Annotated in this window: 20 protein-coding genes, 6 tRNA genes and 1 pseudogene (1 of these 27 only partly in view); 21 read left to right on the top strand and 6 right to left on the bottom strand. The window is 45.4% G+C overall.

Features of this window, described 5'->3' with window-relative positions; genetic code table 11:
• Positions 1-82 precede the first annotated feature (82 nt).
• The 5 genes and pseudogenes from NL646_RS22075 to ruvX all read left to right on the top strand — a co-directional run.
• Positions 83-541: pseudogene (locus NL646_RS22075) on the top strand (endonuclease); the annotation flags it as partial.
• Positions 542-665: 124 nt separating this feature from the next.
• Entirely contained in the window at positions 666-1,397 is a 732-nt protein-coding gene (gene rsmE / locus NL646_RS22070; protein WP_005461719.1) for a 16S rRNA (uracil(1498)-N(3))-methyltransferase, read from the top strand.
• 14 nt (positions 1,398-1,411) lie between these two features.
• Positions 1,412-2,362 carry a glutathione synthase gene (gene gshB, locus NL646_RS22065; protein ID WP_005425823.1) on the top strand — a complete coding sequence of 317 codons (951 nt, stop codon included), beginning with the start codon at positions 1,412-1,414 and terminating at the stop codon, positions 2,360-2,362.
• Positions 2,363-2,475: 113 nt separating this feature from the next.
• The gene (locus NL646_RS22060; RefSeq protein WP_005461717.1) at positions 2,476-3,039 is read left to right on the top strand and encodes a YqgE/AlgH family protein; all 564 of its coding nucleotides are present in this window, start codon (positions 2,476-2,478) and stop codon (positions 3,037-3,039) included.
• Positions 3,040-3,087: 48 nt separating this feature from the next.
• Positions 3,088-3,513: a Holliday junction resolvase RuvX gene (gene ruvX, locus NL646_RS22055; RefSeq protein WP_005461715.1), complete on the top strand. Its 426-nt coding sequence runs from the start codon at positions 3,088-3,090 to the stop codon at positions 3,511-3,513.
• 61 nt (positions 3,514-3,574) lie between these two features.
• Here the strand turns inward: ruvX and NL646_RS22050 are convergent, their stop codons facing one another.
• A complete protein-coding gene (locus tag NL646_RS22050; RefSeq protein WP_005461714.1) occupies positions 3,575-4,681 on the bottom strand; it encodes a PilT/PilU family type 4a pilus ATPase in 1,107 nt (368 codons plus the stop codon).
• Positions 4,682-4,711: 30 nt separating this feature from the next.
• Positions 4,712-5,752, bottom strand: a complete 1,041-nt coding sequence (locus NL646_RS22045; protein WP_005461712.1) for a type IV pilus twitching motility protein PilT — start codon at positions 5,750-5,752, stop codon at positions 4,712-4,714.
• A gap of 28 nt (positions 5,753-5,780) precedes the next feature.
• Between NL646_RS22045 and NL646_RS22040 the strand changes: the two genes are divergently transcribed.
• From NL646_RS22040 to yggU, 4 genes are all read left to right on the top strand, one after another.
• On the top strand, positions 5,781-6,494 hold the full coding sequence (locus NL646_RS22040) for a YggS family pyridoxal phosphate-dependent enzyme (RefSeq protein WP_021450047.1): 714 nt from the start codon (positions 5,781-5,783) through the stop codon (positions 6,492-6,494).
• A 119-nt stretch (positions 6,495-6,613) separates the two neighbouring features.
• Positions 6,614-7,432, top strand: a complete 819-nt coding sequence (proC, locus tag NL646_RS22035) for a pyrroline-5-carboxylate reductase (protein WP_005482485.1) — start codon at positions 6,614-6,616, stop codon at positions 7,430-7,432.
• A 52-nt stretch (positions 7,433-7,484) separates the two neighbouring features.
• Positions 7,485-8,042: a YggT family protein gene (locus NL646_RS22030; RefSeq protein WP_005482440.1), complete on the top strand. Its 558-nt coding sequence runs from the start codon at positions 7,485-7,487 to the stop codon at positions 8,040-8,042.
• Positions 8,042-8,335 carry a DUF167 family protein YggU gene (gene yggU, locus NL646_RS22025; RefSeq protein WP_031430601.1) on the top strand — a complete coding sequence of 98 codons (294 nt, stop codon included), beginning with the start codon at positions 8,042-8,044 and terminating at the stop codon, positions 8,333-8,335. Before NL646_RS22030 ends, yggU begins: the two co-directional genes overlap by 1 nt.
• A gap of 545 nt (positions 8,336-8,880) precedes the next feature.
• On the opposite strand, the gene NL646_RS22020 is transcribed toward yggU, so the two are convergent.
• On the bottom strand, positions 8,881-9,228 hold the full coding sequence (locus tag NL646_RS22020) for a hypothetical protein (protein WP_031430599.1): 348 nt from the start codon (positions 9,226-9,228) through the stop codon (positions 8,881-8,883).
• Positions 9,229-9,982: 754 nt separating this feature from the next.
• Between NL646_RS22020 and NL646_RS22015 the strand changes: the two genes are divergently transcribed.
• From NL646_RS22015 to hemW, 3 genes are all read left to right on the top strand, one after another.
• Positions 9,983-10,414, top strand: a complete 432-nt coding sequence (locus tag NL646_RS22015; protein ID WP_031430597.1) for a DUF4426 domain-containing protein — start codon at positions 9,983-9,985, stop codon at positions 10,412-10,414.
• Positions 10,415-10,532: 118 nt separating this feature from the next.
• A complete protein-coding gene (locus NL646_RS22010) occupies positions 10,533-11,135 on the top strand; it encodes an XTP/dITP diphosphatase (protein ID WP_005482459.1) in 603 nt (200 codons plus the stop codon).
• An 18-nt stretch (positions 11,136-11,153) separates the two neighbouring features.
• Positions 11,154-12,332, top strand: coding sequence for a radical SAM family heme chaperone HemW (gene hemW / locus NL646_RS22005; RefSeq protein WP_253664689.1), 1,179 nt, complete (start codon positions 11,154-11,156; stop codon positions 12,330-12,332).
• 61 nt (positions 12,333-12,393) lie between these two features.
• Here the strand turns inward: hemW and glsB are convergent, their stop codons facing one another.
• The 3 genes from glsB to trmB form a co-directional block, all read right to left on the bottom strand.
• Positions 12,394-13,314: a glutaminase B gene (glsB, locus tag NL646_RS22000; RefSeq protein WP_005482494.1), complete on the bottom strand. Its 921-nt coding sequence runs from the start codon at positions 13,312-13,314 to the stop codon at positions 12,394-12,396.
• A 92-nt stretch (positions 13,315-13,406) separates the two neighbouring features.
• On the bottom strand, positions 13,407-14,435 hold the full coding sequence (locus NL646_RS21995) for a TRM11 family methyltransferase (RefSeq protein ID WP_140081695.1): 1,029 nt from the start codon (positions 14,433-14,435) through the stop codon (positions 13,407-13,409).
• 11 nt (positions 14,436-14,446) lie between these two features.
• Complete coding sequence (trmB, locus tag NL646_RS21990; RefSeq protein ID WP_025510552.1) at positions 14,447-15,166, bottom strand: tRNA (guanosine(46)-N7)-methyltransferase TrmB; 720 nt, start codon at positions 15,164-15,166, stop codon at positions 14,447-14,449.
• 203 nt (positions 15,167-15,369) lie between these two features.
• Between trmB and mutY the strand changes: the two genes are divergently transcribed.
• The 9 genes from mutY to NL646_RS21945 all read left to right on the top strand — a co-directional run.
• Complete coding sequence (gene mutY, locus NL646_RS21985) at positions 15,370-16,446, top strand: A/G-specific adenine glycosylase (RefSeq protein WP_005482480.1); 1,077 nt, start codon at positions 15,370-15,372, stop codon at positions 16,444-16,446.
• A 19-nt stretch (positions 16,447-16,465) separates the two neighbouring features.
• Positions 16,466-16,738 (top strand): oxidative damage protection protein, encoded by a 273-nt coding sequence (locus tag NL646_RS21980; protein ID WP_005482430.1) that lies wholly within the window; start codon positions 16,466-16,468, stop codon positions 16,736-16,738.
• Positions 16,739-16,826: 88 nt separating this feature from the next.
• The gene (mltC, locus tag NL646_RS21975; protein WP_005490305.1) at positions 16,827-17,966 is read left to right on the top strand and encodes a membrane-bound lytic murein transglycosylase MltC; all 1,140 of its coding nucleotides are present in this window, start codon (positions 16,827-16,829) and stop codon (positions 17,964-17,966) included.
• A gap of 100 nt (positions 17,967-18,066) precedes the next feature.
• Positions 18,067-18,142: transfer RNA gene (locus NL646_RS21970), tRNA-Phe, on the top strand.
• A 65-nt stretch (positions 18,143-18,207) separates the two neighbouring features.
• Positions 18,208-18,283, top strand: a tRNA-Thr gene (locus NL646_RS21965).
• Between the two features lie 7 nt (positions 18,284-18,290).
• Positions 18,291-18,366 (top strand) — tRNA-Phe (locus tag NL646_RS21960).
• Positions 18,367-18,436: 70 nt separating this feature from the next.
• A tRNA-Asn gene (locus NL646_RS21955) sits at positions 18,437-18,512 on the top strand.
• Positions 18,513-18,583: 71 nt separating this feature from the next.
• A tRNA-Thr gene (locus NL646_RS21950) sits at positions 18,584-18,659 on the top strand.
• Between the two features lie 7 nt (positions 18,660-18,666).
• Positions 18,667-18,690: transfer RNA gene (locus tag NL646_RS21945), tRNA-Phe, on the top strand; it runs 152 nt beyond the window's last position.

The raw sequence follows: 18,690 nt of genomic DNA, 5'->3' as shown, positions 1-18,690 counted from the left end.
CAAGGTATTTAAGCTTATGCTAAAGTATATTCTCACCTTGTAAAGTGTATAGGTAACAGTTCTCATAAAAAGTCTAAAGGTACATGTGGTTCCTGCCTGGCAATTCGGCCACCAGCTCCAGTGTTGGCAAAGCGGTGGGCGCAAAAACTGTTCGCGCAACGACACGGCTTTTAAACTCATGGAAGCGGATTTACACAACCTGACCCCAGCGGTTGGTGAGGTGAACGGAGACCGTTCTAACTTCAACTTCAGCCAATGGAACGGCATGGATGGTGTCAGCTATGGCCACTGCGACATGCAAGTGAACTTCAAGCAACGCAAAGTAATGCCACCCGACAGAGCTCGCGGCTCGATTGCTCGCACTTACTTGTACATGAGCAAGGAGTACGGATTCAAACTATCCAAGCAGCAAACTCAGCTAATGAGTGCTTGGAACAAAACCTATCCGGTAGACAAATGGGAATGTGAGCGTGACGAGCGCATCGCCAAAGTACAAGGTAACCACAACCCGTTTGTTCAAGAGGCTTGCCGCGCACTGTAAAAACACAAGCGCACCCGAGCTTTGTTTGAGGCGTTTCCTTCATTCGAAACGCCTCTTGCCCCTTGTTTTTTCGGTGGAAAGCATCCATGTTAGGAACTAAGTTTATTCTCTTGCTGGAAATCTCATGCGTATCCCTCGAATTTATCATCCAGAAACCATTCATCAACTTGGCACCATCGCTTTAAGTGAAGACGCTGCAGGCCATATCGGCCGAGTACTTCGCATGAAAGAAGGCCAAGAAGTTCTATTATTTGACGGCAGTGGCGCAGAGTTCCCAGCAGTGATCAGTGAAGTCAGTAAAAAGAACGTTCTCGTTGACGTGACTGAGCGCGTCGAAAGCAACATTGAATCCCCTCTCGACTTACATCTTGGCCAAGTCATTTCACGTGGCGATAAGATGGAGTTCACCATTCAGAAATCAGTAGAGCTTGGCGTTAATACCATCACACCACTTATTTCTGAACGTTGTGGCGTAAAGCTGGATCAAAAACGTTTTGAGAAAAAGCTCGCGCAGTGGCAGAAGATTGCGATCAGTGCGTGTGAACAATGTGGTCGCAACGTAGTACCAGAAATTCGCCCAATCATGAGCTTGGAACAGTGGTGCCAAGAAGAGTACGATGGTCTAAAGCTCAACCTTCACCCTCGTGCAAAATACTCAATCAACACCCTGCCGACACCTGTAGAGAAAGTGCGTCTTCTGATCGGCCCTGAAGGCGGTTTGTCTTCAGAAGAGATCGACATGACTCGCGAATACCAATTTGAAGAGACGCTACTCGGCCCGCGCGTTCTACGCACCGAAACTGCGGCTCTGACAGCAATTACAGCCTTACAAGTTCGTTTCGGCGATCTTGGTTAAAACGGAGAAAAATAATGATCAAACTCGGTATTGTAATGGACCCAATCTCGTCCATTAACATCAAGAAAGACTCTAGCTTTGCCATGATGCTTGAAGCGCAACGCCGCGGCTATGAAATCCACTACATGGAAATGAACGATCTTCACCTAGACCAAGGCAAAGCGATTGCCGACACTAAAGTGGTTGAGCTGAAAGAAGATCCAAACGGCTGGTACGAGTTCAAATCTGAGCAGACGATCGAACTGTCTGAGCTCGACGCGGTACTCATGCGCAAAGATCCTCCATTTGATACCGAGTACATCTACGCGACTTACATTCTTGAGCGTGCTGAAGAACAAGGCGCATTGATCGTTAACAAACCTCAAAGCCTACGCGACTGCAACGAAAAACTGTTTACCGCTTGGTTCCCAGAACTTACGCCAACCACAATCGTGACACGCAAAGCAGAAAAAATTAAAGCCTTCCGTGAAGAACATGGCGATGTGATCCTAAAACCTCTTGATGGTATGGGCGGCGCTTCAATTTTCCGCGTAAAAGAAAACGATCCAAACGTGTCGGTGATCATCGAGACGCTGACTAACCATGGTCAAAACTACGCGATGGCGCAAACCTTCGTGCCAGACATCAGCAATGGTGATAAGCGTATTCTTGTTGTTGACGGTGAACCGATGCCTTACTGTCTTGCGCGCATTCCTGCTAAAGGCGAAACGCGCGGCAACCTAGCCGCTGGTGGTACTGGTGAAGCTCGTCCGCTAAGCGAAACAGATATGAAGATTGCTCAAGCTGTTGCTCCGACTCTAAAAGAAAAAGGGCTTATCTTTGTTGGTCTTGATGTGATTGGCGACAAGCTAACTGAAATCAACGTGACTAGCCCAACTTGTATTCGTGAAATCGAAGCGGCATTCGACATTTCTATTACTGGCAAACTGATGGATGCCATTGAACGTCGTGTGAAAGGCGAATAACTGAATTTATAGTACAGTTATAGTAGAGAACCAGACATTATCTTAAGCAAACTCATGCACATAGTCGCGAGTTTGCTTAAGTGCATTTACGAGTCTTAAAGGTCGGTATGAGAATGAACCTCACAAACCATTTTTTAGTAGCCATGCCTGGAATGAAAGATCCGTATTTCCAGAATAGCGTTATCTACGTTTGTGAACATAACGAAGAAGGCGCAATGGGCCTGATGATCAACGCGCCTGTTGATATCACCGTTGGCAACATGCTCAAGCAAGTTGACGTGCAGCCTGTTCACCCGCGCCTGTTTGAAGCCAGCTTAGATAGACCCGTCTACAATGGCGGTCCAATCTCAGAAGACCGTGGTTTTATTCTACATAAACCGAAAGATTACTATGAATCCAGCATTCAAATGACCGACGACCTTGCTGTCACCACTTCACGAGATATTCTTTCCGTATTGGGGACAGAGGCTGAGCCAAGTGACTATTTGGTTGCTCTTGGTTATTCCGGTTGGAGTGCTGGTCAGTTAGAAAATGAACTGGTTGAAAACTCTTGGCTAACCATCGAAGCCACACCAGAAATCATCTTCGATACGCCCATTACAGAGCGCTGGAAAAAAGCGGTAGAAAAGCTAGGTATCGACCCAAGCCAATTGTCGGCAGACGCAGGTCATGCGTAACGCAACCGCCTTCCTTAACTTCCACTTCATTAAGATTTGAGACACTGTATGTCACGCACAATAATGGCCTTCGATTTCGGTACTAAAAGTATTGGTAGCGCGATTGGTCAAGAAATCACTGGCACCGCTTCACCACTGAAAGCGTTTAAAGCCAATGATGGCATTCCAAATTGGGATGACATCGAAAAGCAAATTAAAGAATGGCAGCCAGACTTATTGGTCGTAGGCCTGCCAACGGATTTGCATGGTAAAGATTTAGAAACCATCACCCCGCGAGCGAAAAAATTCGCGAAGCGTCTGCAAGGTCGTTATGGCTTGCCTGTTGAATTGCATGATGAGCGCTTATCAACTTCAGAAGCGCGCGCAGAATTGTTCAGTATGGGTGGCTACAAAGCCTTATCGAAAGGCAATATTGACTGCCAATCTGCCGTGGTCATTCTGGAGAGTTGGTTTGAAGCGCTTTGGGGTGAATAAACCTCGCAAGCACAATGAAAAAGGTTGGCAGAAGCCAACCTTTTTTGTGTCTTGAATACGCTTAATCCATATCGATTTTGACGTTGGCAAGACTGCCTGTAGAGAACGGTTCACCACGCTGTGTTTTCAGCATTAAACGAAGATCGTTGGCTGAATCCGCACTGTGCAGTGCATCCTCTTCGCTGATCTTACCCTGCATCACCAGCTTGTAGAGCGATTGGTCAAACGTCAGCATGCCAAACTCATTGGATCGTGCCATGGTTGATTTCAATTCGTGTAAATCACCACGACGGATCAAATCCGACACTCGTGGACTGTTTAGCAATATCTCAAACACACCATGACGTCCTTGACCATTCTTATCACGGATCAGCTGCTGACCAATCACGCCTTTTAGGTTCATCGACAAATCAAACAAGAATTGCTCTTTTTGATCTTTAGGCACCAAATGGAGAATACGTTCTAACGCTTGGTTGGCGTTGTTGGCGTGCAACGTTGCCATACACAAGTGACCCGTTTCGGCGAAGGTCATCGCGTATTCCATCGTTTCTCGGCTACGGATCTCGCCAATCAAAATCATATCTGGCGCTTGACGCAGCGAGTTTTTCAATGCGACTTCATAGCTCTCGGTATCCAAACCCACCTCACGCTGAGTCACGATACAACGCTTATGCTCATGCACAAATTCGATCGGATCTTCGACCGTCAAGATGTGACCGGTTTTGTTGCTGTTTCGATAGCCCGTCATCGCCGCCATCGTGGTCGATTTACCCGAGCCAGTCGCGCCGACCACCAGCACCAAACCACGCTTGGCAATCGCTAAGTCTTGCAGCACTAAAGGCAGTTTTAACTGCTCAAAAGTAGGAATGATGGTTTCGATACGGCGAATAACTGCACCCGGCAGCTCTCGCTGAAAAAAAGCACTAACACGGAAGCGACCACAATCTCTGACGATAGCAAAGTTTGATTCGCGGCTTTTGCGAAACTCCTGACGCCGATCCGGATCCATTGCGCTATCAAGCAACTTTGCAACATCATGTTCGGTGAGTTTCTCCCCTTGCGGACGCAATTCGCCATCCACACGAAATAGAATTGGCGCACCAACCGTGATGTAAAGATCCGACGCTTTTAGCGTCAACATACCTTCAAGAAATTTATTCAGATCCATCTTCCGTATTCACCATTATCTGTATGAGCGTTACGAGAATTGCTGCACTTCAAGCCCAATCTTGCTGTCGACTTCTTCGCGCGAAACCATACCTTGCGCCATCAACTGACGGGCATTTTGTTCCATGGTTTGCATTCCATGCGCGGCACCCGTTTGAATGATTGAGTACATCTGCGCGACTTTGTCTTCGCGAATCAAGTTACGAATCGCGGGCGTTGCCATCATGATTTCGTGACAAGCGATACGACCACCGCCATTACGTTTCAACAGTTTTTGCGCGATAACTGAACGAAGGGATTCAGACAACATGGAACGCACCATGTCTTTGTCACTACCTGGGAACACATCGATGATACGGTCGATGGTTTTTGCTGCTGAACTGGTGTGCAACGTACCGAAAACTAGGTGACCCGTTTCCGCCGCCGTTAACGCTAGGCTGATGGTTTCTTTGTCACGCATCTCACCGACAAGGATCACATCCGGGTCTTCACGCAATGCGCTGCGTAGCGCGTTTTGGAAGCTATGGGTATCACGGTGAACCTCACGTTGGTTGATCAAACACTTATTGTTGTTGTGAACAAATTCAATCGGATCTTCAATTGTGAGGATATGCTTGTTGTGATTACGGTTAATGTAGTCAACAATGGCTGCTAAGGTTGTCGATTTACCAGAACCCGTTGGGCCAGTAACCAAAACCAAACCTTTTTCAGCATTCGCGATTTTTTTGAAGATCTCTGGCGCTTCTAGCTCTTCCAGAGTTGGGATGCTACTTGGGATGGTACGGAACACTGCCGCACAACCGCGAGATTGGTTGAAAGCGTTGACACGAAAACGGCCAACGTTATGCAATTCAAAAGAGAAATCGACTTCGAGTTTTTCTTCGAACTCACTGCGCTGGGCATCGTTCATGATTTCAAAAACCAAACGATGCACTTCTTGGTGTGTAAACGCTGGAATGCCCAGTTTTCTCACATCACCATCAATACGAACCATTGGTGGTACACCTGCAGAAAGATGTAGATCCGAAGCATTATGTTTTACACTAAAATCCAGTAACTCAGTGATATCCATTTAAAATCCTTAAGTCTAAAGTACAGCTATGAGTAGTATTCAACAAAATATTGAACATATCACCTCTCAAATTCGACGCGACGAACAAAAATGTGGTCGATCTCCAGAGTCAGTGCAACTTCTAGCGGTAAGCAAAACTAAACCTGTCGAGGCAATTCTCGAAGCCTACCAAGCGGGACAAACCGCGTTTGGTGAAAACTACGTCCAAGAAGGCGTCAGTAAAGTTCAGCACTTTGCCGAGCATTATCCAGATAATCGAATCGAATGGCACTTCATTGGCCCGATTCAATCGAACAAATCGCGACTTGTTGCTGAACATTTCGATTGGGTTCACACCATTGATCGCGCTAAGATCGCACAGCGACTCAATGAGCAACGTCCGCAAGAACTCAAACCATTGCAAGTGCTGATTCAAGTCAACACCAGTGGTGAAGATTCCAAATCTGGCGTTAGTGACGCAGAAATATTCGAACTGGCTGAGTTGATTTCTCGCCTTCCCAACCTCACTTTAAGAGGATTGATGTCGATTCCTGCGAACGTGTCAGACTACGACGCCCAGCTTCGTGAGTTCGAGAAGCTAGCGACACTGAAGCAAGCCCTTGAACAGCAATACCCAGAAATCGATACCTTATCGATGGGCATGAGTGGCGACATGACCGCTGCGATTGAAGCAGGCAGCACCATGGTTCGTATCGGAACGGCTATCTTTGGCGCGCGAGACTACAGCACGAAAAGTGAATAGTCATTTAAAAGCGAAAATGCTTAATTGATACCGCGATGAAACAGCGGTTAACGCAAAGCGGCGCCATTATACACCTGAGCGCACAATAAATCGTAAATATCATGATGGAAATCAGACAAATGGAACATAAAAAGATCGCCTTTATCGGTGCGGGAAACATGGTCAGAGCCATTGTTTCTGGCCTCGTGGCTAACGGCTACCCTGCACAAAACATTGTTGCAACCGCCCCATCAGAGGCGCGTCGTCTGCCGCTTGAGCAAGATTTTGGTATCCGCACCACCAGCGACAACATGCTGGCAGCGTCCGAGGCCGATGTGGTGGTTCTGTCTGTGAAACCACAAATGATGGCGGATGTTTGTAAACCTCTGCAATCTATCGACTTTAGCAACAAGCTCGTGATTTCTATTGCGGCAGGCATCAATTGTTCACGTTTGGATGAGATGCTAGCGACAAAATTGAATTTGGTTCGCGTAATGCCAAACACTCCATCTCAGTTGGGTTTGGGCATGAGTGGTTTATTCGCTCCAGAACATGTCAAAGAACAAGACAGAGCCTTTGCCGCAGAACTGATGCAAGCGGTTGGTAAAGTTTGCTGGGTGGAACAAGAATCAGGCATCAATAATGTGATTGCAGCAGCAGGCAGCGCTCCGGCATACTTCTTCCTGTTTATGGAAGCGATGCAAGCTGAAGCGATAGCTCAAGGTTTTGATAAAGAAACGGCTCGTTTGTTGGTTCAACAAGCAGCGCTGGGTGCGGCAAGTATGGTGGTGAGCAATCCAGACACCGAACTGTCGACACTGCGTGAAAACGTGACTTCGAAAGGCGGCACAACCGCCGAAGCACTTCGTACATTCAACGAACATCAGTTAACGGACATCGTTGCAAAAGCCATGCAAGCTGCGGTTGCTCGCGCAGAAGAAATGGAAAAACTGTTTTAATTATCTGGATGATTCTCAAGAAACATCATCCACTACTTGTTAAGGGTACCTTATGAATTCAATGAGTTTTCTCATCTCAACCCTATTTGACCTGTATATCATGGTCGTGATTTTGCGAATTTGGTTGCAAGCTGCACGTGCAGATTTCTACAACCCGTTCTCGCAATTTATTGTAAAAGCGACTCAGCCAGTCATTGGCCCACTGCGTCGTGTTATTCCATCTATCGGCAATATTGACCTTGCAACGGTTCTGTTCGCTTACGTGCTGTGTGTATTGAAATTTGTCGCGCTGATTCTGATTGCGTCTAACGGCTCTGTCTCTTTCAGCGTTGATTTCCTATTCTTGGGTTTGTTATCGCTACTAAAAGCTGCTGGTGGCCTTCTGTTCTGGGTATTGTTGATTCGCGCAATCCTAAGCTGGGTGAGCCAAGGTCGTAGCCCAATTGAATACGTGTTCCATCAATTGACCGAGCCAATGTGCGCACCAATTCGTCGCGTGCTTCCTGCTTTTGGCGGCTTGGATTTGAGCGTGCTGGTTCTGTTCATCGGTTTGCAATTCGCAAACTTCTTGATGGGCGATATCATTGGTCCTATTTGGTTCCAACTGTAATGTCCGCAGCAGTTTGGCAAGATGGCGAGGACATCGTCCTTAAGCTTTATATTCAACCAAAAGCAAGCCGCGATAAAATCGTTGGCTTGCACGGTGAAGAGCTCAAAATCGCCATCACCGCACCGCCTGTTGATGGTAAGGCCAACGCCCATCTCATTAAGTATCTCGCCAAGCAGTTCAAAGTGGCGAAGGGATTAATAACCATAGAAAAAGGCGAGCTCGGGCGACACAAACAAGTCCGAATCCAAGCGCCAATCAACATCCCACAAGAGATTAAAGCTATTGTTATATAGAGAAATAAAATAAACCCCGCCACATATTGACCTAAGAAAAAAGCCCACATGAATGTGGGCTTTTTTCTTTCTCCAATTAACTTCATCAGCCAAATTGGAGAATCAATAGAAATAGTGAGGAGTCATTCACTCAAATATGACGAGATAAAGCTCTCTACGCTGCTGTCAGCTTCTATAGCTGGGTGGATAAACATCTGCATTGAGAAAATACGTTTCTCGCTATAAAAAGAAAGGGGGACGCAAATCTCATGGTAAATAAATATTCTAAGCGATCTGCTAAACAAAGCTTTAAGCTTTAAGCTCTAAAAACTAAAAAAGCTCCCTAGGGGAGCTTTTCATTAGAGGAATGAATCGAACTTATGCGGCCTTCTTTTGTGCTTTTGAACCTTCTAGTGCTTCACGCATCAGTACAGCTAGACGATCAACCAATAAGTTCATCTTTTCTAGGTCTTTAACCATTTTGAGTTCGTTTTTCATATAAGACTCCATCGTGCTTGGTTACCACTTTAATTTTTACAAGGGTTTTTGTGCTCGAATAGACTTGCTTAACTAGCTTTATCTTTTCGAACGTTAATTTCTAAAAACTGCTCTAAGTGACAAGTACAATCAATAAGTGTGCCATGATCTTCATCTGAAATCGCTTCGATGATTTCGCTCAGAATTGTTACTACTTCTTCAGCTTGACGAAATGCAGTGTCAACGTCACGGTACTCTTTAAGAGACTCCAAAAGCTCCATACAGATCCTACGCAATTCGTCAAAAGATGGGTCATTTTGCGCTAGTTCAACTACGTTGTCTTTTTCGTTTAGGGTTGAGCAAGTGTACTCAGCGATTTCGACGACGCCGTTATATAATTTAGCAATCAGTTTATCTAGAAGTGCGTTCTCTGACATATAAAAACCTGTTTATTCCAATAGACGTATTGGGCGCAGATTCTATGTCTAATATGCACTTATGTAAATAACATTTATATGTTCTACTTAAAAAAATAGTAGAAATTTCGAACTATGCAAACACACGTTAAACTTACTTTCTTGAGCTACTAATCTCATATAAGCAAGTAAAAGGCCAGCACTTTTTTGTAAAATAATCGTTAACTTAGATACAGGACATAATTTCTTTTTGTGACCTAATCTAGCAAAGACACTTTTTCTGCATTAAAGCTTGTCCACTTCAGCGACAGCGAAGGTTAGCAGAAAATAATTCACAGCTAAATAAAAATGTTCATTTTTTACGCTTTTTTACTTAGGAAAACTTGATAGAATTGACTTAGAGGCGACTAACCAGTAACAAAAATGCAACAACACGATCTTCATAGGTAATGTCGTTGTGGAACTATCCGTGCTGTATTTAAGGATTGTTCCACAATAGGCTTAGCTCATTTCCCATTGCTTTTAGTATATTGCGGTTGCCTTCTGTTTGACGTTTTCCAACTTGTCTTAAACGATAATTCAACTCGTGATCTTCACTAATAAAGAGAGCCACAAAATGACCACAATCCAATACATGCAAATATAAATCGCATTAAAAATGCCTTTAAAGCAAAATAAATCAACCATTTAACTAGGATAATCAAGCCATCATTTGATGGTTTTTTATTTACGAAATTCGTACCAATAATTAAACGCCCGATTCGAGGAAGTGATAATGAGCAAATGGATTACCGCCCTACTGATCAGCCTATTGTCTTTACCAAGCATGGCAGGTCAGTTCAAAACCATGAAAGATATCGAAGTACACTATGTCGCGTTTAACTCGACATTCTTAACACCGAAAGTCGCACGTAGCTACGATATCAAGCGTAATGGATACCTCGCTGTGGTTAATATTAGCGTGCTAGATAGAGCTTCATTGGGTAAACCTGCATTAGAAGCAAAAATTGCTGGACGCGCGAAAAACCTCATCGGCCAAACTCAGACCTTGTCCTTTCGTGAAGTCAAAGAAGGCAATGCGATATACTATTTAACCGAACTGCCAATTACCCACGAAGAAACTTTTACTTTCGATATTGACGTAAAAGCTGGAAACAAAGGCTCAGGTAAGCTTAAATTCACCCAGAAGTTTTATGTTGAAGAGTAATTGGGTTGTGATGATCCAAAAGCTTTTGGATCTAAGCAGGCTAAAAACCACTTATTAGTTAAAGAATATCTAGAGGAGAACGATTTGTTCTCCTCTATCACTATTAAAAGAGATTCCCATGAAAAAAATTGTGCTAGCAACTGGTAACCAAGGCAAAGTTCGTGAAATGGCAGATTTGTTGTCTGACTTCGGCTTTGAAGTATTAGCGCAAAGTGAATTCAACGTATCAGAAGTTGCTGAAACGGGCACCACGTTCATTGAGAACGCAATCATTAAAGCTCGCCATGCCGCGCAAGAAACTGGCTTACCAGCGATTGCAGATGATTCTGGCCTGGAAGTCGATTTCCTAAAAGGTGCACCGGGCATCTACTCAGCACGTTACGCAGGCGAAAAAGCCTCTGACCAAGAGAACTTAGAGAAATTGCTAGCCGCAATGGAAGGCGTGCCAGAAGCAGAGCGTACCGCGCGTTTCCACTGCGTATTGGTGTTGATGCGTCACGAAAACGATCCAACGCCTATCGTTTGTCATGGCAAATGGGAAGGTCGTATTCTGACTGAAGCACATGGCGAAAATGGCTTTGGTTACGACCCTATCTTCTTCGTACCAGAAGATAACTGTGCGTCAGCAGAGCTAGAGCCGGCACGAAAAAAGCAGTTGTCTCACCGCGGTAAAGCACTGAAATCATTGTTTGCTCAGTTATCAGCGCAAACCGCACAGTAAGATCGAGTGAACTTGTTCATGTTAACGCCCCCAGCACTCAGCTTGTATGTACACATCCCATGGTGTGTACAAAAGTGCCCTTATTGCGACTTTAACTCCCATGCGCTTAAAGCGGAGATCCCAGAAGAAGAGTACATCAGTGCCCTTCTAGAAGATCTGGATACCGATATTGATAAGTACCGCTTAAATGACGCACCGCGCCCGCTGCATTCCATCTTCATTGGCGGTGGCACGCCAAGTTTGATTTCTGCAGAAGGCATTGAGCGTTTGCTAAAAGGCATCGAAGCGCGAATTCCATTCAAGCCAGACATTGAAATCACTATGGAAGCAAACCCTGGCACCATCGAAGCAGAGCGTTTCGTGGGTTATCGTAAAACGGGGGTCACGCGAATTTCCATCGGAGTTCAAAGCTTTGAGCAGGAGAAGTTGGAACGTCTAGGACGAATTCATGGTCAAGACGAAGCCGTTAATGCAGCGAAACTTGCCCATCAAATTGGTTTGAACAGCTTTAACCTCGACTTAATGCACGGCTTACCCGATCAAAGCATCGAACAAGCGCTAGCCGATTTGGACAAAGCGATTGAGCTCGCACCGCCGCACCTGTCTTGGTATCAGCTCACCATCGAACCAAACACCATGTTCTACTACAAGCCACCGACACTGCCAGATGACGATGACTTGTGGGACATCTTCGAACAAGGGCATGAAAAGCTAGCAGCAGCAGGTTACGTTCAGTACGAAATCTCTGGCTACAGCAAACCGGGCTATCAGTGTCAGCACAACCTGAATTACTGGCGCTTTGGTGATTACCTTGGCATCGGCTGTGGCTCACACGGCAAATTGAGCTTCGCTGATGGCCGCATCATTCGTACCACGAAAGTGAAGCATCCTCGTGGCTACTTGGCAGCTTATCAAAATATGGTAAAACCGTATTTGCATACCGAGCAGCTCGTTGCCGATGAAGACCGCCCATTTGAGTTCTTCATGAACCGCTTCCGCTTGATGGAAGCGTGTCCGAAGCAAGATTATGTGGATACCACGGGCTTACCGCTCAGTACCATTCAAGACACCATTGATTGGGCGTTAGAGATGGGCTATTTGAGTGAAACGGAGACGCACTGGCAGATCACCGAGAAAGGAAAGCTGTTCCTCAACGACTTACTTGAAGCCTTTATGGCAGAAGAAGACGAAGAGTAAACCACGCGAACTACAAAAAAGCCTCTCAGACGAGAGGCTTTTTGTATAGAAACAGTTAACACTAAAAAATCGAACGGCCAATTCGCTCAGAGAGCAGTTCCAGTGCTTTCGTACCCGCCAATGAGTTCCCTGACGCATCAAGTTCTGGAGACCAAACCGCAATGGTCATTTCACCCGGCACTACGGCAATAATACCGCCGCCAACGCCAGATTTACCCGGCATACCCACACGGTAAGCAAACTCACCGGCACCATCGTATAAACCACAAGTTGCGAGCAATGCATTCAACTGTTTCGTTTGTGTTGGTGACACCACTGGCTTGCCCGTTTGAACGGACGTGCCTTTATTAGCAAGGTAGCTAAAGGTTTTTGCTAAATCCACACAGCTCATCTTTAAAGCACAGGCATGGAAGTAGTTTTGTAGCACAGGAATAACCTCGTTTTCGAAGTTCCCGAATGAACGCATTAGGTAAGCAATCGCCGCGTTGCGATCGCCGTGCATCATTTCCGACGCGGCCACGACTTTGTCGTAGACAATGTGAGTATCGCCCGACAACTGACGAACAAACTCAAGTAAGCGCTGACGAGGTGCGGACAAACGACTTTGCAGCAAGTCAGCCACAACAATTGCACCCGCGTTAATAAACGGGTTGCGTGGAATACCCTGTTCCATCTCCAACTGAATCAGCGAGTTAAACGCCTGACCTGATGGCTCTTTACCAACTCTTGCCCAAATTTCTTCTTGTTTGTACAAGCACATGGCCAACGTTAGGCTCAGTGCTTTCGAAATAGACTGAATAGAAAAAGACTCATCGGCATCGCCAGCCTTAATCACTTCACCTTCATTGGTGTATACCGCAATAGCTAATTTATTATTCGGTACTTTTGCCAGAGCCGGAATGTAGTCCGCCACTTTTCCTTGGCCGATCAAAGGGCGTACTTCCGCCAGAATATCTGTCAAAATTTCCGCTGTCGGTTTCATTGTCTACCTTCTTGTCACAAGAGTATTCGCTCAGAGGTAAAAAAAGCCAACAGAGCGTTGGCTTTTCATCGGATTAGTTATCGAAGATTCGATTATGGTTTCACTGCCACAATAATATTGCGGTTGATAGATTGATCAACACGGTGAAGATAACCGATGTAAGGCTCTTCTGAAAGTACCTTCCACCCTTGCTCTTCAAATAATGCCGCGACATCTTTCCATTTCAACGTGAATTCATTGAAAGACAGCACTACAGAACCTTGTTTTTTCAGCACCACTTTCCATGCAGGCAGAGCCTCTTTCAAAAGCTCTAGTGGGCTACGGTTCAGCTTGCTGTCTTTGGCATTTTTACTACCGTGCTGCACACCATAAGGCAGGTCAGACACCATGACGTCAACCGAGTTTTTCTTCACAACTTGGTCAGCGATGCGGGTATCTGCTGAATACAACTTCATGGTTTGAAGATTACCCTGGAGGTAGTCTTCTTTACTTGCAGCCGCTTCAACAACGAAGCCATCTGCCACTTTCTTGCCACCAGAAGTGCGCTTTTCTTTGCTCACTTTGTGCTTGAAGCGGCCATTCTTCATAAACTTAACGATGAAGGTTTGGATCTCTTGAACCCACTTCTGGTTGATCTCCACACCCACGACATTCAAGCCATGGATCAAACCTTCAAACAGTGTTGTACCCTTACCACACATTGGATCCATCAGCGTTAGCTGCGTGCTGTCAGTATTTGCAGCACTCACGCCAAGATTAACCATCAAGCGAGTAAACTGCTCATTGGTTTTGCCGGTATAACGCAGAATCTGGCTCATGCTCTCAGGGAAAGTATTGAATGCAGGCGCCTGAATTGGACGAAGCAAACCATCTTCACGCACTTCAAACAGCGCGTAATAGATAGAAGATGAGGCAATCTTACGAGACTGCGCTTCACTTAACGCTTGCTCACAAGAAAACACCAGCGCCGCAGGTAAACCCACGTCTTTGCTGCCAATTTCAGTCACTTCAACACCTTCAGAGGCCAAAATCGCTTTAAGCTCTGAGCATGCAATGGTCATTGCGCTATCAAAGTAAATTCGGTTGTGACCCGGATTCGCTAATATCGCGTAGTGGTACATCAACTGACTCCTTAAGCAGTGCGTTTGTATTTAATATCCCACACACCGTGACCTAGACGGTGACCACGAGCTTCAAACTTCGTCAGTGGACGATCTTCAGGACGAGGAACAAAGTCACCGTCTTGCGCAATATTTTCGAAACCTGGCGCTTGGTTCATGATTTCAATCATGTGCTCCGCGTAGTTTTCCCAGTCTGTTGCCATGTGGAAAATGCCTTCGTTCGGGATAAGCTTTTGACGAACCATTTCAGCAAACTCAAGCTGCACGATACGACGCTTGTGGTGACGCTTTTTGTGCCAAGGGTCTGGGAAGAATAATTGTAGCGTAGCAAGGCTGTCATTTGGGATCATGTGCTCAAACACTTCAACCGCATCGTGACACATTACGCGAAGATTAGTGATACCCGCTTCGCGTGCATCAGAAAGACAAGCACCAACACCTGGGCTATGTACTTCAATACCGAAGAAGTTTTTCTCAGGCGCATTCTTTGCCATTTCAACCAATGAAGCACCCATACCAAAACCGATTTCTAGTACGACTGGATTATCGTTACCAAACACTTCTTTCCAATCAAGAAGTTCTGCTTTGTAGTCGATACCCATTGTTGGCCAGCACTCGTTCATCGCGTTCTCTTGGCCTTTCGTTAGACGACCTTCGCGACGTACAAAACTGCGGATTTTACGGATCAGCTTGCCGTCTTCGTTGTATTCGTTAGTGGTTACTTCACTCATTGATTTTGCCTGCACATTGATTAATCAAAGCGGGGATTATCCAAAGAATTTACTCGGGTGCAAGTATTTGTTGAGCTTGTGGCCTATCGCTACCCAAAAGCCATCACACCCCCTGCAATATCCCCACTGTTTACCAGTTGTACTTCTTACCCATTCTGTGGTGCAATTTTGCCCCTAACCAATAATAGAATACAGAGCAAGTCGTGACCCCTTTCGCCAGTGCCATCTTAGAATGGTATGACGCATACGGAAGAAAAGATCTTCCGTGGCAACAAAACAAAACCGCATACAGTGTCTGGTTGTCTGAAATCATGCTTCAGCAAACACAGGTCACTACCGTTATTCCTTATTACCAACGCTTCTTGGAACGCTTTCCGACTGTCGTCGACCTTGCGAACGCAGAGCAAGATGAAGTGCTACACCTTTGGACTGGCCTAGGTTATTACGCGCGTGCTCGCAACCTTCATAAAGCCGCTAAAGAGGTCGCCCATAAATACAGTGGCGAGTTTCCACTTAATCTAGAACAAATGAATGCGCTTCCTGGAATTGGTCGCTCAACCGCAGCAGCCGTATTGTCATCGGTACACAAGCAACCGCATGCCATTCTTGATGGCAATGTAAAACGAACGTTATCACGCTGCTTTGCTGTAGAAGGTTGGCCAGGTCAGAAGAAAGTTGAAAATCAGTTGTGGGAAATTGCCGAAGCGCATACTCCGCAAACTGATGTAGATAAGTATAACCAAGCCATGATGGACATGGGGGCGATGGTTTGTACCCGCAGCAAACCTAAGTGCACCCTATGCCCTGTTGCTGATTTATGTGTGGCGAAAAAACAAGGGAACGTGCTCGACTACCCGGGTAAAAAGCCGAAGAAAGAAAAACCGGTCAAACAAACCCGCTTCGTGATGCTTCATCACCACAATGAGAACGGACACGAAGTCTGGCTAGAACAAAGACCACAAACTGGCATTTGGGGAGGTTTATTTTGCTTCCCACAAACCGAACATGTGGACGTCGAAAGCGATATCGATTTACTACTTGAGCAACGTGGCATAAAAGCCAGCGACATCAATAAGCAGGAAACGTTAATCACGTTTCGCCATACATTTAGTCATTACCACCTAGATATCACACCGATTTTGATTGACCTGTCAAAGCAACCCGATGTGGTAATGGAAGGCAGCAAAGGTCTTTGGTATAACTTATCTCAACCTGAAGAAGTGGGCTTAGCCGCACCAGTGAAACTTTTATTGGAAGCGCTACCTCACGAACTTCGTTAATTGAATACAAGGAGTCATTATGAGCCGCACTGTGTTTTGTGCTCGACTAAAGAAAGAAGGCGAAGGTCTGGACTTTCAACTTTACCCAGGTGAACTAGGTAAACGCATTTTCGATAACATCTCGAAAGAAGCTTGGGCTCAGTGGCAACACAAACAAACCATGTTGATCAACGAGAAAAAGCTCAACATGATGGATCCGGAGCATCGTAAACTGCTCGAAACCGAAATGGTGAACTTCCTATTCGAAGGCAAAGACGTTCACATTGAAGGTTACACACCACCAAGCGAATAAAGCCAATTTGTTCAAAAGCAATGACATCACAACCTAAACTGTGATGTCATTTTTCCTCCAGCGCCTTGTCCTCATCACCTAAAAACTTATGAAGAAAATTGCTTTTATTGCCACCGCTCTCTTATTGGCAGGCTGTAGCCGCGAATTCGTCGAAAAAATTTATGACGTGAACTACGAGCCAACCAACCGCTTTGCAAACAACCTAGCAGAGCTACCAGGTCAGTTTGAGAAAGATACCGCCGCACTCGATGCGTTGATCAATAGCTTCTCAGGCAATATCAAAAAGCGTTGGGGACAACGTGAAGTGAAGTTCGCAGGTAAAAGTAACTACGTTAAGTACATCGACAATTATTTAAGTCGGGCAGAAGTGGATTTCCAGAAAGGTCTTATCACTATCGAGACCGTTTCTCCGACCGAACCACAAAAACACTTGAAGAACGCGATCATCACCACATTGCTAACGCCAGATGATCCAGCAAACGTCGACTTGTTCTCATCGAAAGAGATCAAACTCGAAGGCCAACCCTTTTTGTACAAACAGGTGCTCGATCAAGATAAAAAGCCCATTCAATGGTCATGGCGCGCGAATCGCTTCGCTGACTATCTGATTGCCAATAACATCAAAACCAAAGATGTAGACTTTAAAAAAGCGTATTACGTTGAAATTCCAATGGTAGAGGATCACTTCTCTCAGCGTAGTTACCAATACGCGGATATCGTGCGTCGCGCGTCAAAAAAATACGACATTCCTGAAGATCTGATTTACGCCATCATCAAAACCGAGAGCAGTTTTAACCCTTACGCAGTAAGTTGGGCCAATGCTTATGGATTGATGCAAGTAGTGCCCAAAACCGCTGGTCGTGATGTATTTAAGCTCGTAAAGAACAAATCAGGACAACCTAGTCCAGAGTATTTGTTCAACCCAGAAAACAATATTGACACAGGAACCGCCTACTTCTACATCCTCAAAAACCGTTATTTACGCGAAGTTCAGCATCCAACTTCGTTAGAGTACAGTATGATTTCCGCTTACAACGGTGGAACTGGTGGTGTTTTAAACACATTTAATCGCAGTGACCGAAAACGTGCGATGCGAGATCTCAATTCTTTGCAACCCAACCAAGTTTATTGGGCGCTAACTAAGAAACATCCGAACGCTGAAGCGCGTCGTTACCTAGAAAAAGTTACAAATTTCAAAAAGGAATTTAACTCTGAGCACACTTTGTAATGACAGTTGAATAAAAAGCGTTCGAACAACCACTTTTTTGAAATTATTTAAAAAAAGTGGTTGACGCAAAGCGGGAAAATCCGTTTAATAGCGCTCCGTTGCCCGGATAGCTCAGTCGGTAGAGCAGAGGATTGAAAATCCTCGTGTCGGTGGTTCGATTCCGCCTCCGGGCACCACAATTTGATTTGTTGGTGTCTTAGCAAAAGTTATTACACGAACAAAAGCACAAAGAATAAAGTGTGCCGACTTAGCTCAGTAGGTAGAGCAACTGACTTGTAATCAGTAGGTCACCAGTTCGATTCCGGTAGTCGGCACCATTCTTTTGCCTCGATAGCTCAGTCGGTAGAGCAGAGGATTGAAAATCCTCGTGTCGGTGGTTCGATTCCGCCTCGAGGCACCATTATTTGGTGCGCTTGCTTCATTTGATGATTAGCAAGACACAAACAACTTTTTGTTGTTAAAAGAACAATTCCTCCTTAGCTCAGTTGGTAGAGCGACGGACTGTTAATCCGCAGGTCGCTGGTTCGAGCCCAGCAGGAGGAGCCACTTTTCAGAGTTTCACTTAAGTGAGATTCTAAAAGATGAAGAGTTGAACTCTTCTAAAAAGAATAAAGTGTGCCGACTTAGCTCAGTAGGTAGAGCAACTGACTTGTAATCAGTAGGTCACCAGTTCGATTCCGGTAGTCGGCACCATTCTTTTGCCTCGATAGCTCAGTCGGTAGAG

Origin of the sequence: Vibrio sp. Y20_XG_PY13 (assembly GCF_024181925.1) — a bacterium.
Taxonomy (GTDB): Bacteria; Pseudomonadota; Gammaproteobacteria; order Enterobacterales; family Vibrionaceae; genus Vibrio; species Vibrio parahaemolyticus.
Note: the sequence above shows the minus strand (reverse complement) of the source record. Positions and strands in the feature narration are given on the sequence as shown.

Excerpts from the sequence above, each read along its gene's own strand:
- NL646_RS22045 (WP_005461712.1), bottom strand. The coding sequence starts at position 5,752 with ATGGATATCACTGAGTTACTGGATTTTAGTGTAAAACATAATGCTTCG.
- NL646_RS22015 (WP_031430597.1), top strand. The coding sequence starts at position 9,983 with ATGAGCAAATGGATTACCGCCCTACTGATCAGCCTATTGTCTTTACCA.
- proC (WP_005482485.1), top strand. The coding sequence starts at position 6,614 with ATGGAACATAAAAAGATCGCCTTTATCGGTGCGGGAAACATGGTCAGA.
- NL646_RS22060 (WP_005461717.1), top strand. The coding sequence starts at position 2,476 with ATGAACCTCACAAACCATTTTTTAGTAGCCATGCCTGGAATGAAAGAT.
- yggU (WP_031430601.1), top strand. The coding sequence starts at position 8,042 with ATGTCCGCAGCAGTTTGGCAAGATGGCGAGGACATCGTCCTTAAGCTT.
- trmB (WP_025510552.1), bottom strand. The coding sequence starts at position 15,166 with ATGAGTGAAGTAACCACTAACGAATACAACGAAGACGGCAAGCTGATC.
- NL646_RS22040 (WP_021450047.1), top strand. The coding sequence starts at position 5,781 with ATGAGTAGTATTCAACAAAATATTGAACATATCACCTCTCAAATTCGA.
- NL646_RS21995 (WP_140081695.1), bottom strand. The coding sequence starts at position 14,435 with ATGTACCACTACGCGATATTAGCGAATCCGGGTCACAACCGAATTTAC.
- NL646_RS21980 (WP_005482430.1), top strand. The coding sequence starts at position 16,466 with ATGAGCCGCACTGTGTTTTGTGCTCGACTAAAGAAAGAAGGCGAAGGT.
- mltC (WP_005490305.1), top strand. The coding sequence starts at position 16,827 with ATGAAGAAAATTGCTTTTATTGCCACCGCTCTCTTATTGGCAGGCTGT.
- NL646_RS22050 (WP_005461714.1), bottom strand. The coding sequence starts at position 4,681 with ATGGATCTGAATAAATTTCTTGAAGGTATGTTGACGCTAAAAGCGTCG.
- NL646_RS22030 (WP_005482440.1), top strand. The coding sequence starts at position 7,485 with ATGAATTCAATGAGTTTTCTCATCTCAACCCTATTTGACCTGTATATC.
- hemW (WP_253664689.1), top strand. The coding sequence starts at position 11,154 with ATGTTAACGCCCCCAGCACTCAGCTTGTATGTACACATCCCATGGTGT.
- glsB (WP_005482494.1), bottom strand. The coding sequence starts at position 13,314 with ATGAAACCGACAGCGGAAATTTTGACAGATATTCTGGCGGAAGTACGC.
- ruvX (WP_005461715.1), top strand. The coding sequence starts at position 3,088 with ATGTCACGCACAATAATGGCCTTCGATTTCGGTACTAAAAGTATTGGT.
- NL646_RS22020 (WP_031430599.1), bottom strand. The coding sequence starts at position 9,228 with ATGTCAGAGAACGCACTTCTAGATAAACTGATTGCTAAATTATATAAC.
- gshB (WP_005425823.1), top strand. The coding sequence starts at position 1,412 with ATGATCAAACTCGGTATTGTAATGGACCCAATCTCGTCCATTAACATC.
- NL646_RS22010 (WP_005482459.1), top strand. The coding sequence starts at position 10,533 with ATGAAAAAAATTGTGCTAGCAACTGGTAACCAAGGCAAAGTTCGTGAA.
- rsmE (WP_005461719.1), top strand. The coding sequence starts at position 666 with ATGCGTATCCCTCGAATTTATCATCCAGAAACCATTCATCAACTTGGC.